A 15,238-nucleotide genomic window follows, 5' to 3' on the forward strand; every position below is an offset into this window, starting at 1 on the left:
GTGCGTCACCTGGGGCTGGCGGACTACCTGCAGACCCTGGAGGCAATGCGCCGTCTGACCCGCGAGCGCGACGAGCAGACGCCCGATGAAGTCTGGTTGCTGCAGCATCCACAGGTGTTTACCCAGGGGCAGGCCGGCAAGGCCGAACACCTGCTGGCGCCGGGAGACATCCCGGTGATCCAGGTCGAGCGCGGGGGCCAGGTCACCTATCACGGCCCCGGTCAACTGGTGGCCTACCTGATGCTGGACCTGCGCCGCCTGGGACTGGGCGTGCGCGAACTGGTTACCGCCATGGAGCAGAGCCTGGTCGACGTGCTGGCGACCTATGGCGTTGAGGCGGCACCCAAGGCGGATGCTCCCGGCGTTTACGTCCAGGGCGACAAGATCGCCTCGCTGGGCCTGCGGGTCAGCCGGGGCTGCTCGTTCCACGGTCTTGCGCTCAACGTGGATATGGACATGTCGCCGTTCTGGCGGATCAATCCCTGCGGCTACGCCGGGCTGAAGATGGTACAGCTCAAGGATCTGATCGAGACGCCACCGCAACTCGATGAGGTGGCGCAGCGCCTGGAGCAGGCGCTACGTCGGCGGCTGGGCTACAGCCGCTAGACGAGAGGGGGATTTCTCCTCTTCCATCGGGAGAGGGGACGGGGTGCTGGCGGGGTTCAGAGGGGGCTTGATTGCTGCCGCCCTCTTGGCGGTAAGTCCCCGCTCAACCCAGGTTGAGTGCCGGAATCAGGCTGGTGTCAACGGGCTGGCCCGGCACTGGAGCCGGCGCAGCCAGGCCCAGGTTGTTCTTCTCGAACACCCGGTCGGCCCTGTAGCTGGAGCGCACCAGCGGGCCGGCGGCGACTTCCATGAAGCCCTTCTCCAGGCCGATATCACGGAAACGGTTGAATTCCTCCGGGCTGACCCAACGCTGCACCGACAGGTGGTTGCGGGTTGGCTGCAGGTACTGGCCGAGGGTGAGGATGTCCACGCCGATCGCGCGCAGATCGTCCATGGTTTCGATGACTTCCTCGTCAGTCTCGCCCAGCCCCAGCATCAGGCTGGTCTTGGTCAGTACGTCCGGTCGGTGGCGCTTGGCATGTTCCAGCACGCGCAGGGTCTTCTCGTAACCGGCGCGGGGGTCGCGCACCACATGGGTCAGGCGCTTCACCGTTTCGACGTTCTGCGCGAATACCTCGAGGCCGGAGTCCACGACCCGCTCGATGGACGGCAGGTCGCCGTTGAAGTCCGGGGTCAGGGCCTCGACCACCACCTTGGGCGTACGCTCCTTGATGGCGCGTACACAGGCGGCGTAGTGACCGGCGCCACCATCGTCCAGGTCGTCGCGATCCACCGAGGTCAGCACGATATAGCGCAGCGCCATCAGCTCCACCGACTTGGCGGTGTTCTGCGGCTCTTCCTTGTCCAGCCAGCCGTTGGGATTGCCGGTGTCCACAGCGCAGAAACGGCATGCACGGGTGCACACCGAGCCCATCAGCATGATGGTGGCGGTGCCGTTGGACCAACATTCGCCCATGTTCGGGCAGTGGGACTCCTGGCACACGGTACTCAGGCGATGTTCGCCGACATTGCGCTTGACCGCCTCGAAGCGGCTACCACCCGGCGCCTTCACCCGCAGCCATTTGGGCTTGGGTTCGTAAACCTCGGGCTCGGCGCCGTTGCGCCGCTTCTGGCCATCCTTGATCGCGGTGATGCCTTGGGCATTACGGAACTTTTCGCCGCTGGCGACGGGTTTGGACGAGGCGGTATCGGACATCGGAAACTGGCTCCGCGAGAGGCTCCGTGGGTAGCCGGAGGGGCAAGAGGGGGTGGCGAAGTTTATCACAAAGGCGCCTGAGCGAACGGGCGGCCGTCCAGAGGCGCAGGGGCTCAACGCCCCTTGCGCAACCGCTCGAGCAGATCCTGGTTGGGATGGCCGTCTGCTGGCCAACCCAGGCGCTGCTGGTAGCCACGGATCGCCTTGCGGGTGTTGGCGCCGATGATGCCATCCGGGCTGCCGGGGTCGTAACCGGCGGCGGCCAGGGATTCCTGTAACTCCACCCGTTCGCTGCGGCTCAGCGGACGTTCGTCGCGCGGCCAACTGCCGGCGATCTGCCCGCCGCCGTCGAAACGCTGGCCCAGCACGCTGACGGCCAGGGCGTAGGACGACGAATTGTTGTACTTGAGGATGGCGCGGAAGTTGTCCAGCACGAGGAACGCCGGGCCGCGATGGCCGGCCGGCAGCAGCAGGGAGGCGGATTCATGGGTGAGCCCGGCGCCTTGCGGGCCGACCTCTACACCCATCGCCTGCCATTGCGCCACGGACTTGCGGATCTCCGCATCGGCATGGGCGTAGTCGAAGCCCTGGGGCAGTTGCACTTGCAGCGACGCGGGCCTGCCGTTGCGCCAGCCGGAGGCTCGCAGGTAATGGGCGGCCGAGGCGAGGGCGTCGGCCGAGGAGTTCCAGATATCACGGCGGCCGTCGCCGTCGAAGTCCACCGCGTGGCTGTTGTAAGTGGTGGGGATGAACTGGGTCTGGCCCATGGCGCCGGCCCAGGAGCCGAGCATGCTGCCCGGCTGGATGTCGCCATGCTGGAGGATCTGCAGGGCGGCGAGCAACTGGGCGTGGGCGAACTCGGGGCGGCGGCCTTCGTAGGCGAGCGTGGCCAGGGAGCGGATCACTGACTTGTCGCCCATGAACTGGCCGAAACTGCTTTCCATGCCCCAGATGGCGACCAGTGTCTCGCGGTCCACGCCGAATCGCTGCTCGATGGCATCCAGGGTCGCGGCGTGTTCGGCCATCAGTGCCTGGCCCTTGCGCACGCGATAGGGCGAGATGGCGCCTTCGAGGTATTCCCACACAGGGCGGGTGAATTCGGGTTGGCTGCGATCGGCATTGATCACACTGGGGTCGGGGGTGACGCCGGCGAAGGCGTGGTCGAAGGTGGCGGCATCGATACCCTGGGCCAGGGCCTCGCGACGAAAACCGTCACGCCAGGCGCTGAAGCTGAGCGCCGGCAAGGCTGCTCGGGGCGGAGCCGGTGTGGCAGTCGGGTTGGCCACAGGTTGGCTGACCTGGGACAGGGGCGCGCTCGCGGGGTTCTGGGCCGGGGCGTCAGCGCAGGAGGAAAGCAGGGTCAGGGCAGAGGCCACGGCCAGGCTGCGGAACATCGGGCCAGGGGCTGGGGCATCGAACATACGAAGGTCTCGAGGCAGGCGAATCAAGCCGCGACATTATCATGTTCGGGATGAATCAGGCGGCCCTTTCAACGGGGCGAGGGGCGGTCTGCGAGATATTTTGCGGCCCCATTAACGACGAAGCCTCCCAATCGTGGGAGGCTTCGCGGCGGTAACTGCCTTTGCCTTTCTGGGGCTTTTCCTGGCGGCAGCGAAAGAGGGGTTGAGCTACCAGGGATTTTGCGCGGTTGGGCGCGCCTTGTTTGCGCTTCTTGGCCATGGCCGATCCTCGATTGGTGCCCGCACCAGCGCGGGCGGACGCATCATCGGCTTGCGCTTGGAAATTGTCCAGTCACTCGGCGGGCAAGGGCAGGCGCTGGCCGGCCAGCAGCAGGGCGACGCGTGCCAGACCGTTCCAGGGGTCGCCCTGGGCCTGGCCCTTGATCTGCGCGTCGATGCGTTGGGCGTCCTGGAGCAACTGGTTCCAGCGTGAGGCCGGGTGGCGTTGCAGGGCGCGCGTGACCAGCGGGCGGCGCTTGTCCCAGACCGGCGGGCGGGCGGCGGCGAAGGCCTTTTCCAGGGGAACGCCCTGGCTGTACTGCTGGGCCAGGCCGGCGAGCAGTCGCAGTTCCCGGGCCAGCGCCCAGAGGATCACCGGCGGCTCCACGCCTTCGCCGCGCAGGCCTTCGAGGGTGCGCAGGGTGTGGGCGGGTTCGCCATTGAGCGCGGCGTCGATCAGGCCGAAGACGTCGAAGCGGGCGCTATCGGCCACGGCGGCCTGGACGGTGGCGGCATCCACCTGTCCACCCTCGGCCAGCAGCTTGAGTTTCTCGATCTCCTGGGCGGCGGCCAGCAGGTTGCCCTCGACGCGGGCGGCGATCAGGTCGACCGCTTCCTGGTTGGCGGCCAGCCCGGCCTGGGACAGGCGCTGGCGAATCCACTGCGGCAGGTTGTGGGCCTCGATGGGCCAGATCTGGATGAACTGGGCGTCCGCGCCGTCGATCAGGGCCTTGGCCCACTTGGTTTTCTGGGTGCTGCCATCCAGCTTGGGCAGGCTCAGCAGTAGGACTGTGTCTTCCGGCGGACGGGAGAGGTATTCCAGCAACGCGGCCGCACCCTTGTCCCCCGGCTTGCCGGAGGGCAGGCGGACTTCCAGCAGGCGCTTCTCGGCGAACAGCGACAGGCTGGCGCCCGCTTCGAGCAGCAGGCCCCAGTCGAAGTTGGCTTCGGCGTTGAACACCTGGCGCTCGCTGAAGTCCCGCGCGCGGGCGCTGGCGCGAATGGCGTCGCAGGCTTCCTGGCAGAGCAGCGGCTCATCGCCACTGACGACGTAGACCGGAGCCAGTTGGCCCTGCAGGTGTTTGCCCAGTTGTGCGGGGTTGAGTTTCATAGGCGCAAATGACCGGGGCCGCTGTGCGGCCCCGTGTACTCACTGGATGGGCAGTTGCAGCGGCGACTGCTGCGGTTGCTGGGCCTGCTCGGCCCGGCGTGCGGCTTCCAGCGCCTCGGCTTCGGCCTTGGCCTTGGCTTCGGCGGTCTGTTGCAGTTGGTCCAGTTGGGCCGGGGTGATCAACTGCAGGCGCATGATCATCTGCTGGACCATTTCCTGGCGCATCTCGCGACGCAACTGGGCCGCTTCCTGGTCGGAGCCGATCAGGTTGTTGCTGTCGTGCACGTAGTACTTCTGCACGGTCATCTTGTCGTCCATCAGCAGCAGGTCGTTGCTGCCGCGGATTTCGTACTGCAGGGTCTGGGTCAGCTCGTACTCGGCGCTGCGGGCGCTGCCGGTGTAGGACGCGGTGCGCTGGCTTTCGTCGTCGCGGGCCAGGACCAGGGTGTAGGGTGCGCCGCCATGCACGTTGACGCCATTGTCCTGCAGGGCCTGGCGCATGTCCTTGACGGTCTGGCCGTAGGCGTTGCGGGCGGTGACGTCCAGTTCGGTCAGGGCGAACTTGGCTTCGCCCGTGCCACGCAGATGGAAGCCGCACGCGCTCAGCAGCGCGGTGAGGCCCAGGACCAGCAGATTCCGTTTCATCATTTCTTGCTTTCCCCTTGCGAACGCTCCGGCGCCGCTCCCGCAGGAGGGCGCCGGCCTCAGTCAGTTGGCGACGATATTGACCAGTTTGCCCGGCACCACGATGACCTTGCGGATGGTCAGGCCGTCGGTGAAGCGCAGCACGTTCTCGTTGGCCCGTGCGGTGGCTTCTACCGCTTCTCGGCTGGCGTCGGCCGGCACTTCGATGTGGCCACGCAGCTTGCCGTTGACCTGGACCACCAGTTGCAGGCTGTCCTGCACCAGTGCGGCCTCGTCCACGGCCGGCCAGGCGGCGTCGATGATGGCGTCGGCATGGCCCAGCTCGCGCCACAGCTCGTGGCTGATGTGCGGCGTAATCGGGGCCAGCAGCAGGGCCACGGTTTCCAGGCCCTCCTGGAGCAGGGCGCGGTCGGCGGTGTCGGCTTGCGGGGCCTTCTCCAGCACGTTCATCAGGGTCATTACGGCGGCGATGGCGGTATTGAACTTGTGATGCTGGCCAATATCCTGGCTGGCCTGGCGGATGGCCAGGTGGATGGCGCGGTGCACCGCCTTCTGCTCATCGTTCAGGGTACTGCGGTCCAGATCGCCCGGCAGACCGGCGGCAACGTGGGCCTGGGCCAGGCGCCAGACGCGGCGCAGGAAGCGGCTCGCGCCTTCCACGCCGGAGTCGGACCACTCCAGGCTCATGTCCGGCGGCGAGGCGAACATCATGAACAGGCGGCAGGTGTCGGCGCCGTAGGCGTCGATCATGGCCTGCGGGTCGACGCCGTTGTTCTTCGACTTGGACATCTTCTCAGTGCCGCCGATTTCCACCGGCAGGCCGTCGGTCTTCAGCCTGGCGCCGATGACCTTTGCCTTGGCGTCACGCTCCACCTCGACGTCGGCCGGGTTGAACCAGTCCTTGCCGCCGTTGGAGGCAGTGCGGTAGTAAGTCTCTGCCACCACCATGCCCTGGGTGAGCAGGTTCTTGAACGGCTCGTCGGAGCTGACCAGGCCCTCGTCGCGCATCAGCTTGTGGAAGAAGCGTGCGTAGAGCAGGTGCAGGATGGCGTGTTCGATGCCTCCAATGTATTGGTCCACCGGCAACCAGTGGTTGGCCGCGGCGGGGTCGACCATGCCCTTGTCGTAGTTCGGCGAGGCGTAGCGGGCGAAGTACCAGGAACTCTCCACGAAGGTGTCCATGGTGTCGGTTTCGCGCTTGGCCGCGGTGCCGCATTTCGGGCAGGTGCAGGTGTAGAACTCGGGCATCTTCGCCAGGGGGCTACCGGCACCGTCCGGCACCACGTCCTCGGGCAGCACCACCGGCAGCTGGTCTTCCGGTACCGGCACGTCGCCGCAGCTCGGGCAGTGGATGATCGGAATCGGGCAACCCCAGTAACGCTGGCGGCTGATGCCCCAGTCGCGCAGGCGGAACTGGGTACGGGCCTGGCCCAGGCCTTTCTTCTGCAGGGCCACTTCGATGGCATCGAAGGCGCCCTGGTAGTCCAGGCCGTCGAACTCGCCGGAATTGATCAACTGGCCGTGCTCGCCGTAGGCGTCCTGCCACGGTGCCGGGGTTTCGTCGCCGGCGGCGGTGCGGATCACCGCTTTTATCGGCAGGTCGTACTTGTGGGCGAAGGCGAAGTCGCGCTCATCGTGGGCCGGGACGGCCATCACAGCGCCTTCGCCATAGTTCATCAGCACGTAGTTGGCGACCCAGACCGGCAGCTTCTCGCCCGTCAGCGGGTGCTCGACGAACAGGGGAGTGGGCAGGCCCTTCTTCTCCTGGGTGGCGATGTCGGCTTCAGCGACGCCGCCGCGCTTGCACTCGTCGATGAAGGCCTGGAGTTCGGCGGCCTGCTCGGCCGGCAGCTTCTGCACGGCCAGGGTAGCCAGCGGGTGCTCGGCGGCGACGGCCACGTAGGTGGCGCCCAGCAGGGTGTCCGGACGGGTGGTGAAGACCTTCAGCGCGCCTTCGTGGCCGATGCTGGCCTGGTCGAAGGGGAAGCTGACTTCCATGCCGCGGGACTTGCCGATCCAGTTGCGCTGCATGGTCTTGACCTGCTCGGGCCAGCCGTCCAGGTCGTCGAGGCTGCTCAAGAGTTCATCCGCGTAGGCGGTGATCTTGAAGTAGTACATCGGGATCTCGCGCTTCTCCACCAGCGCGCCGGAGCGCCAGCCACGGCCGTCGATCACCTGTTCGTTGGCCAGCACGGTCTGATCCGCCGGATCCCAGTTCACGGTGCCGTTCTTGCGGTAGATCACGCCCTTTTCGAACAGTTTGGTGAACAGCCACTGTTCCCAGCGGTAGTAGTCCGGCTTGCAGGTGGTGACTTCACGGGACCAGTCGATGGCCAGACCCAGGCTCTTCAGCTGGGTCTTCATGTAATCGATGTTCTCGTAGGTCCACTTGGCGGGTGCGACGTTGTTCTTCATCGCGGCGTTTTCCGCCGGCATGCCGAAGGCGTCCCAGCCCATGGGCTGCAGCACGTTCTTGCCCAGCATGCGCTGGTAACGGGCGATCACGTCGCCGATGGTGTAGTTGCGCACGTGCCCCATGTGTAGCTTGCCGCTCGGGTAGGGGAACATCGACAGGCAATAGAAGGTGTCCTTGCCGGGCTGCTCACTCACTTCAAAGGATTTGTGCGCGTCCCAGTGGGCTTGCGCGGCGGCTTCGATTTCGCGGGGCTGATACTGTTCGTGCATGGCTACTGGCGCTGGAAGATGGAGTTCCCCGGACCGGTCACGCGGGCTTTGGCCGCGCTTCCGGACGTTGGGGGAAACGGAAATTCAAGCGCCGTAGCATACATGACCCCCGTCGGCCTAGGGAAACCCTGAATGCACCGGCGGGCGTCCGTCGGCAAACGCCGCGCCGTTTGTCGCAGGCGCCTTGCGGCGAAGAAGCGAACGCTAAGCTTTTCATAAGCAATGCAAGCGTTTACGCAGTTCGAGGTGCCGGATGGGTGAGTTGCGGCGGACGGATTCAGGGAACGGGCTCTACGAGCGGTTGTTGCACCGGCTGGCCTTGGCGCTGGATGAAGCGGATACGGCGGTTCGCTTGCGCGATGAGGAACCGCGCGAGTTGGAACTCAAGGGGCTGACGCCGGCCGAGATGGAGTTGATCCGCGCCTATCTGGATCGCGATACGCGTTGGTTGCGTGGCTGGCACGCGGCCGCCGAGGAAATGGCCGCGAGGGAGGCAGTGGCCTCGCAACGCTTCGCCTTGAAACCCCGCCCCATGCCGGAACGCCGCCAGCAGCTTTGCTGCGCCATGTGCGGCACCCCGGCCATCTGGCAGCGCGGGCAGGGCGTGCAGGCCTGCATGTCCTGTGGCTCCCAGCTTTTCCGCACGTCCGATCCCCGCTAGGCTCCGGGCACCGGGGAGGTGCCCAATGCCGATTCGTTACATCCTCAAGCAGTTCCTGCTGCCGCCCGGCGGCCTGCTTCTTCTGTTGCTGCTCGCCTGGTGGTTGCGCCGGCGCATGCCGCGCTTGTCACTGGTCTGCTTCATCGCCGGGCTCGGCGGCCTTTGGCTGATGAGCCTGCCGATCATGGTCGAGTGGTCCGCGCGGGCGCTGGAGCAAGAGCCTCCGCTGGCGGAAGCCGAGTGGCCGGGCCTTCCCGGCCGGGTGGACGCCATCGTGGTGCTGGGTGGCGGGCGAGAGCGTGATGATCCGGCCTGGCGTGCCGACCAACCCTCGGCCATGGCTCTGGAGCGCCTGCGCTACGCGGCTCGGCTGGCCCGTGCCGGCAATCTGCCTGTGCTGACCAGCGGCGGCTTGCATTACGGCGAGCCACCCACTGAGGCGTCGATCATGGCCGAGGTACTGAAGCGCGACTTCGGCGTGGCGGTGCGTTGGCAGGAAGGCGAAAGCCGTACCACCTGGGAGAACGCCACCCACAGTGCGAAGCTGCTGCAGCCCCTGGGCGTTCGCCGGGTGCTGCTGGTCACCCAGGCTGCGCACATGCCCCGTGCCCGCTGGTGCTTCGAGCGTGTCGGCTTCGACGTGGTCGCGGCACCCATGGGCTACTTGGGGGTTCCCAACGGCCGGCCGCTGGGCGGCTGGCTGCCGGAGAGCAAGGCGGTCTGGCAGAGCGGGATGCTGCTGAACGAGGCTGTGGGATTGCTGGCCTATCCGTTGGCCTATGACTGAACGGGGTAGGGGCTGGGGCCGCTTCGCGGCCCTTGGCGAATGAATTCTCCCCTGCAGGGAAGTTGCGTGGTCATACCGTCTTGGCAATCCGGCTGGCCAACAGGGCCCAGGCGAACAGCAGGCCGCAGAGGATCACCAGGGGCCAGGCACGCCACTGCAGGTAAGGCGTCAGCCCCTGCATGGGCAGGACCTCGCCGTACAGCACGCCTTGCTGGAACTGCGGGATGCCTGCGGTGATTCGACCGAACGGGTCGATCAGCACGGTGACGCCGTTGTTGGTGGCGCGGATCATCCAGCGGCCGGCTTCCAGGGCACGCATCTGGGCCATCTGCAGATGCTGCAGGGGGCCGATGGAGGTGCCGAACCAGGTGTCGTTGCTCACCGTCAGGAGGATATCGCTCTTGGCCGCCAGGTTGGCGGCGAACTCGGGATAGACGACCTCGTAGCAGATGTACGGGGCGATGCGGTAACCCTTGGCCAGCAACGGGCCCTGGTTGGAGTCGCCGCGGGCGAAGTCGGACATGGGCAGGTCGAAGAAGGCGATCAACCCGCGCAGCAGGTCTTGCAGCGGAACGTACTCGCCGAAGGGCACCAGTTTCTGCTTGAGGTAGGTGCCTTCGCCCTGGCCGACCACGGTGATGCCGTTGTAGTAGCGTTTTTCGCCCCGTTCGTTGTTCTGGCGAATCGGCACGCCAGTGATCAGGGCGGACTGGCGATCGTTGGCGAAACGGTTCATCACGCCGAGGTAGCCGTCGACGAACTCCTTGAGGACTGGTACGGCGGTTTCCGGCCAGACGATCAGGTCGGCTTTCTGTGCGCTGAAGGTCATGTCGCGGTAGAGGGCAAGCTGGGCGTTGAGCTGCTCGGGGTCCCACTTCAGGTTCTGTTCGATGTTGCCCTGCATGGCCGCCACCTTCAGCGGCTCGCCGGCAGGTTGGGTCCAGGCGTGGCCTTTGAGTGCCACGCCCAGGGTCCAGGGCGCGACCAGCAGGGCGATGCCTGCCGCGAGGAAGGCGGGGCGCTTGCGCAGGTGCGCCAGGTTCACCAGCAGGGCGGCGGTCAGCGCCAAGGTGAAGGAGAGCAGCCAGACGCCGCCCAGCGGCGCCAGGCCGGCCAGCGGTCCGTCGAGTTGGCTGTAGCCGGCGTAGAGCCAGGGGAAGCCGGTGAGGAACCAGCCGCGGAAGGCTTCCTGGGCCAGCCACAGGGCGGCGAAGGCCAGGGTGTCGGCCAGGGCCGCTTCGCTGCGGCGCAGCCAGCGCGCCCAAAGCCAGGCGGGCAGGGCGAAGAACAGCGCCACCCCGGCACTGAAGCCGACGGTGAGGAAGCTCGCCAGGGGCACCGAGGCGGCGCCGTAGTCGTGGATGCTGACGTAGATCCAGCCGGTTCCGGCCAGGAACAGGCCGAGGCCGTAGCACCAGCCACGCGAGAACGCCGGCTTGGGCGCCAGGTCGCGCAGGCCGAGGTAGAACAGCGCCAGGGATAGGAGTTGCAGGGGCCAGAAATCGAAGGGGGCGAACGCCAGAGGCGTCAGGGCGCCGGCGCCCAGCGCCAGAAGGTTGCCCGGCCAGCCGGGGCGGGTGATCCAGTTCATGCTCGGTCCTTGGGCGGGTGGGGAGCTGGAGTAGCGTGCGGGGCGGGATTATCCACGGGCGCCCCTCCACTGTGGAAGGGGCGCCCGCGTATCAGTGGGACAGCGGGGAGAGACGCAGCAGATGAATGCGGCGACTGTCGGCGTTGAGCACGCGGAAGCGGAAGTCGCCGAGCTCGGTGGTTTCGTTGCGCTTGGGCAGGTGGCCGAAGGCACCCATGACCAGGCCGCCGACGGTGTCGAACTCGTCTTCGGAGAAGTCGGTCTCGAAAAATTCGTTGAAGGCGTCGACCGGGGTCAGCGCCTTGACGATGAAGTCGCCGCTGGGCAGTGGCTTGATGTAGCTGTCTTCCTCGACGTCATGCTCGTCCTCGATGTCGCCGACGATCTGCTCCAGCACGTCTTCGATCGTCACCAGGCCGGCGACGCCGCCGTATTCGTCGATGACCACGGCCATGTGGTTGTGGTTGGCGCGGAATTCGCGCAGCAGCACGTTGAGGCGCTTGGACTCTGGCACGAAGGTGGCCGGCCGGAGCAGGTCCTTGATGTTGAAAGGCTGGCTGCCGTCCTGGAGGATCAGCGGCAGCAGGTCCTTGGCCAGCAGGATACCCATGACGTCATCCAGGCTTTCGCCGATGACCGGGTAGCGGGAGTGGGCGGCATCGATGATCGCCGGGAGGAACTCCTTCGGCGACTGGTTCGCCCTGATGCTGATCATCTGCGAGCGCGGCACCATGATGTCGCGCACCTGCAGGTCGGCAACCTGGATGGCGCCTTCGACGATCGACAGCGCCTCGCTGTCGAGCAGTTTGTTCTGGTGGGCTTCGCGCAGCAGCTCGAGGAGCTCCTGGCGGCTTTTCGGTTCATGGGCAAAGGCCTGGGTCAGCTTTTCCAGCCAGGACCTGTGCCCGTTGCTCGATCGATCTTCGCTCATATGTCCTTTGCTCGGTGCTTCTTATTGGTCTTCGTCGTCGTAGTAAGGGTCGGGGTGGCCAAGCTCGGCCAGCAATTCCCGTTCCAGGGCTTCCATTTCCTCGGCTTCCTCGTCCTCGATGTGGTCGTAACCCAGGAGGTGGAGGCAGCCGTGTATCACCAGGTGCGCCCAGTGCGCTTGCGGGGACTTGCCCTGTTCGGCAGCTTCCCGCGCCACCACCGGTGCGCAGATCACCAGGTCGCCGAGCAACGGGATGTCCAGCAATTCATCGGGAACGTCGGCGGGGAAGGAGAGCACATTGGTAGCGTAGTCCTTGTGCCGCCAGGTGCGGTTGAGTTCGCGGCCCTCGGCTTCGTCCACCAGTCGTATGGTCAGCTCGGAGTCGGCGCTGCGCTGGCGCAGGGCCAGTTCGCACCAGCGACGGAAGTCCTCCTCGCTCGGCAGGTCCTGGACCGTGCTGGCGAGCTGCAGGTCGAGTTCAAGCATGGTCGTCTATCGCGCCCGGGTCGTTGTCGGCTGGCTTGGCCTTGGCGGCCTGCTGGCGGCTGTCGAAGCGGTCGTAGGCTTCGACAATGCGTTGTACCAAGGGGTGGCGCACCACGTCCTGGGACTTGAAGTGAGTGAAGCTGATGCCCGGCACGTCACGCAGCACGTCGATCACGTGGGTCAGGCCCGAGCGGGTGCCGCGAGGCAAGTCGATCTGGGTGATGTCGCCAGTGATCACGGCGGTGGAGCCGAAGCCGATACGGGTCAGGAACATCTTCATCTGCTCGACGGTGGTGTTCTGACTTTCGTCGAGAATGATGAAGCTGTTGTTAAGGGTGCGGCCGCGCATGTAGGCCAGCGGGGCGACTTCGATCACCTGTTTCTCGATCAGCTTGGCCACGTGGTCGAAACCGAGCATTTCATAGAGTGCGTCGTAGAGGGGGCGCAGGTAGGGATCGATCTTCTGTGACAGGTCGCCGGGGAGGAAGCCGAGCTTTTCGCCGGCCTCGACCGCCGGGCGTACCAGCAGGATGCGGCGCACCTGTTCGCGCTCCAGGGCGTCCACGGCGCAGGCCACTGCCAGGTAGGTCTTGCCGGTACCGGCCGGGCCGATGCCGAAGTTGATGTCGTGGTCGAGGATCGACTTCACGTAGTTCTGCTGGTTGGCACCGCGCGGGCGGATCTGGCCCTTGCGGGTGCGCAAGGTCACGGCCTCGGTCTTGGGGCTCGCTTCGTCCATGCCGGTTTCGCGCAGGAACAGGTGCACCATGTCGGGCTCGAGTTCGATGGCTTCGGTTTCGCGGTAGAGACGGCGCAGGAGGTTTTCCGTGGCGCGGGTGCGTTGCGGGTCGCCGACCAGTTCGAACTGGTTGCCGCGGTTGCGGATTTCGATGCCCATGCGCTGCTCGATCAGGCGCAGATGCTCGTCGAACTGGCCGCATAGGTTGGCGAAGCGGCGGGCTTCAAAGGGTTCCAGGGTGAAGCGGTGCAGATCCAGGGAGGCGTTCAATGTCGTGTGTTCGCCCTTGGGCGTAGAAAAGGGATGACTGGAAGAATAACCCCGAGGGCCCGGCTGGGAAAGCCAGGGCCCGTCAGACCTTAGTGCAGGTTTTCTTCGAGCAGACTGCCGCGCAGGGAGTGGGGCAGGGCATCGTCGATGCGCACGTCGACGAACTGGCCGATCAGGCGCGCGTTGGCGCTGCGGAAGTTGACGATGCGGTTGTTCTCGGTGCGGCCCTGGAGCATGCCCGGGTCCTTCTTGGAGAAGTCGCTGACCAGGATGCGCTGGACGCTGCCCACCATTCGTCGGCTGATCTCGAAGCCCTGCTGGTTGATGCGGCCCTGGAGAATCTGCAGGCGCTGCTTCTTCACTTCTTCCGGCGTGTCGTTCGGCAGGTCGGCCGCCGGAGTGCCGGGGCGCGAGCTGTAGACGAAGGAGAAGGAGAAGTCGAAACCGACGTCTTCCACCAGTTTCATGGTCTGCTCGAAGTCCTTGTCGGTCTCGCCGGGGAATCCGACGATGAAGTCCGAGCTGATGCAGATGTCCGGCACTGCCGCCTTGAGCTTGCGGATGCGCGATTTGTATTCCAGTGCGGTGTGGTTGCGCTTCATCGCCGCGAGGATGCGGTCGGAGCCCGCCTGCACCGGCAGGTGGACGAACTTCACCAGCTCCGGCACCTCGGCGTGGGCCTGGATCAGCGCGTCGGAAAATTCCAGCGGGTGCGAGGTTGTGTAGCGAATGCGGTCGATACCGTCGACGGCGGCGACCACGCGGATCAGCTCGGCGAAGTCGGCGATGCGGCCGTCATGGGTCAGGCCGCGGTAGCCGTTGACGTTCTGGCCCAGCAGGGTCACTTCGCGGACGCCGTTCTCGGCCAGGTGGATCACTTCGGCCAGTACGTCGTCGAACGGGCGGCTGACTTCCTCGCCGCGGGTATAGGGCACCACGCAGAAGGTGCAGTACTTGCTGCAGCCTTCCATCACCGAGACGAAGGCGCTGGGGCCGTCGACGCGCGGTTCGGGCAGGCGGTCGAACTTCTCGATCTCGGGGAAGCTGATGTCCACCTGGGGCTTGCGGGTGACGCGGGCGGCGTCGATCATCTCCGGCAGGCGGTGCAGGGTCTGCGGGCCGAACACGACGTCCACGTAGGGCGCGCGCTCACGGATGGCGGCGCCTTCCTGGCTGGCCACGCAGCCGCCGACACCGATCACCAGTTCCGGGTTCTGCTGTTTCAGCTCGCGCCAGCGGCCAAGTTGCGAAAACACCTTCTCCTGCGCCTTCTCGCGGATCGAGCAGGTGTTGAGCAGAATCACGTCGGCTTCTTCGGCGCGTTCGGTTACCTCCAGCGCCTGATGTTCGCCGAGCAGGTCGACCATGCGCGACGAGTCGTACTCGTTCATCTGGCAGCCGTGGGTTTCGATATAGAGCTTCTTGGCCATGCACTTAGCAATCAGGTGGTTCGAAGAACCGCGCATTATAGTCGCCATCCCGCGCTGTTCCTAGCGCCGGCTGCCTGGCGGCTATGCTATGATCTGCGCCCCCGAAATCCGCTGTGACGACCCGCCAATCCGCCATGAGCAAGTCCGACCCCATCTACAAGGTGATCTTCCTGAACCAGGGCCAGGTGTACGAGATGTACGCCAAGCAGATCTACCAGAGCGACCTGTGGGGATTCCTGGAGGTGGAAGAGTTCGTCTTCGGCGAGCGCACCCAGGTGGTGGTCGACCCCAGTGAGGAGAAGCTCAAGGCCCAGTTCGAGGGCGTTGTGCGCAGTTTCCTGCCGATGCATTCGATCATCCGCATCGACGAAGTGGAGCGCTTGGGCACGCCGAAGATCAGCGAGGCGAAAGGCAGCGGCAACGTGATGCCGTTCCCCATGCCGATGCCGGAGAAGTAGGCA

The 15,238-nt window shown here is 65.8% G+C and carries 14 protein-coding genes and 1 pseudogene; 4 read left to right on the plus strand and 11 right to left on the minus strand.

Annotation, left to right across the window (positions count from 1 at the left end):
- Window positions 1–45 precede the first annotated feature (45 nt).
- Window positions 46–606, plus strand: a complete 561-nt coding sequence (gene lipB, locus PJW05_RS04710; protein WP_442969239.1) for a lipoyl(octanoyl) transferase LipB — start codon at window positions 46–48, stop codon at window positions 604–606.
- 103 nt (window positions 607–709) lie between these two features.
- Here the strand turns inward: lipB and lipA are convergent, their stop codons facing one another.
- From lipA to leuS, 6 genes and pseudogenes are all read right to left on the minus strand, one after another.
- Window positions 710–1,762: a lipoyl synthase gene (lipA, locus tag PJW05_RS04715; RefSeq protein ID WP_271410583.1), complete on the minus strand. Its 1,053-nt coding sequence runs from the start codon at window positions 1,760–1,762 to the stop codon at window positions 710–712.
- 113 nt (window positions 1,763–1,875) lie between these two features.
- Window positions 1,876–3,183, minus strand: coding sequence for a lytic murein transglycosylase (locus PJW05_RS04720; protein ID WP_271410584.1), 1,308 nt, complete (start codon window positions 3,181–3,183; stop codon window positions 1,876–1,878).
- A gap of 109 nt (window positions 3,184–3,292) precedes the next feature.
- Window positions 3,293–3,442 (minus strand): annotated as a pseudogene (gene arfA, locus PJW05_RS04725) (alternative ribosome rescue factor ArfA); the annotation flags it as partial.
- 72 nt (window positions 3,443–3,514) lie between these two features.
- Window positions 3,515–4,552, minus strand: a complete 1,038-nt coding sequence (gene holA, locus PJW05_RS04730; protein ID WP_271410585.1) for a DNA polymerase III subunit delta — start codon at window positions 4,550–4,552, stop codon at window positions 3,515–3,517.
- Window positions 4,553–4,591: 39 nt separating this feature from the next.
- Window positions 4,592–5,200, minus strand: coding sequence for an LPS-assembly lipoprotein LptE (locus tag PJW05_RS04735; RefSeq protein WP_271410586.1), 609 nt, complete (start codon window positions 5,198–5,200; stop codon window positions 4,592–4,594).
- Window positions 5,201–5,260: 60 nt separating this feature from the next.
- The gene (leuS, locus tag PJW05_RS04740; RefSeq protein ID WP_271410587.1) at window positions 5,261–7,882 is read right to left on the minus strand and encodes a leucine--tRNA ligase; all 2,622 of its coding nucleotides are present in this window, start codon (window positions 7,880–7,882) and stop codon (window positions 5,261–5,263) included.
- 253 nt (window positions 7,883–8,135) lie between these two features.
- Here leuS and PJW05_RS04745 point away from each other — a divergent pair, with 253 nt between their 5' ends.
- Window positions 8,136–8,543, plus strand: coding sequence for a hypothetical protein (locus PJW05_RS04745; RefSeq protein ID WP_271410588.1), 408 nt, complete (start codon window positions 8,136–8,138; stop codon window positions 8,541–8,543).
- A 25-nt stretch (window positions 8,544–8,568) separates the two neighbouring features.
- Window positions 8,569–9,330, plus strand: a complete 762-nt coding sequence (locus tag PJW05_RS04750; protein ID WP_271410589.1) for a YdcF family protein — start codon at window positions 8,569–8,571, stop codon at window positions 9,328–9,330.
- 70 nt (window positions 9,331–9,400) lie between these two features.
- Here the strand turns inward: PJW05_RS04750 and lnt are convergent, their stop codons facing one another.
- The 5 genes from lnt to miaB form a co-directional block, all read right to left on the minus strand.
- Complete coding sequence (gene lnt / locus PJW05_RS04755) at window positions 9,401–10,921, minus strand: apolipoprotein N-acyltransferase (RefSeq protein WP_271410590.1); 1,521 nt, start codon at window positions 10,919–10,921, stop codon at window positions 9,401–9,403.
- A 91-nt stretch (window positions 10,922–11,012) separates the two neighbouring features.
- A complete protein-coding gene (locus tag PJW05_RS04760; protein ID WP_271410591.1) occupies window positions 11,013–11,852 on the minus strand; it encodes an HlyC/CorC family transporter in 840 nt (279 codons plus the stop codon).
- A 21-nt stretch (window positions 11,853–11,873) separates the two neighbouring features.
- On the minus strand, window positions 11,874–12,338 hold the full coding sequence (gene ybeY / locus PJW05_RS04765; RefSeq protein ID WP_271410592.1) for an rRNA maturation RNase YbeY: 465 nt from the start codon (window positions 12,336–12,338) through the stop codon (window positions 11,874–11,876).
- On the minus strand, window positions 12,331–13,347 hold the full coding sequence (locus PJW05_RS04770; protein WP_271410593.1) for a PhoH family protein: 1,017 nt from the start codon (window positions 13,345–13,347) through the stop codon (window positions 12,331–12,333). Before PJW05_RS04770 ends, ybeY begins: the two co-directional genes overlap by 8 nt.
- Before the next feature lie 89 nt (window positions 13,348–13,436).
- Window positions 13,437–14,777 (minus strand): tRNA (N6-isopentenyl adenosine(37)-C2)-methylthiotransferase MiaB, encoded by a 1,341-nt coding sequence (miaB, locus tag PJW05_RS04775; protein ID WP_271412167.1) that lies wholly within the window; start codon window positions 14,775–14,777, stop codon window positions 13,437–13,439.
- Window positions 14,778–14,911: 134 nt separating this feature from the next.
- On the opposite strand from miaB, the gene PJW05_RS04780 reads away from it, so the two are divergent.
- Window positions 14,912–15,235 (plus strand): DUF1820 family protein, encoded by a 324-nt coding sequence (locus PJW05_RS04780; protein WP_271410594.1) that lies wholly within the window; start codon window positions 14,912–14,914, stop codon window positions 15,233–15,235.
- Window positions 15,236–15,238: the final 3 nt, after the last annotated feature.

The sequence above is a fragment of the Pseudomonas sp. Q1-7 genome (assembly GCF_028010285.1).
GTDB lineage: Bacteria > Pseudomonadota > Gammaproteobacteria > Pseudomonadales > Pseudomonadaceae > Metapseudomonas.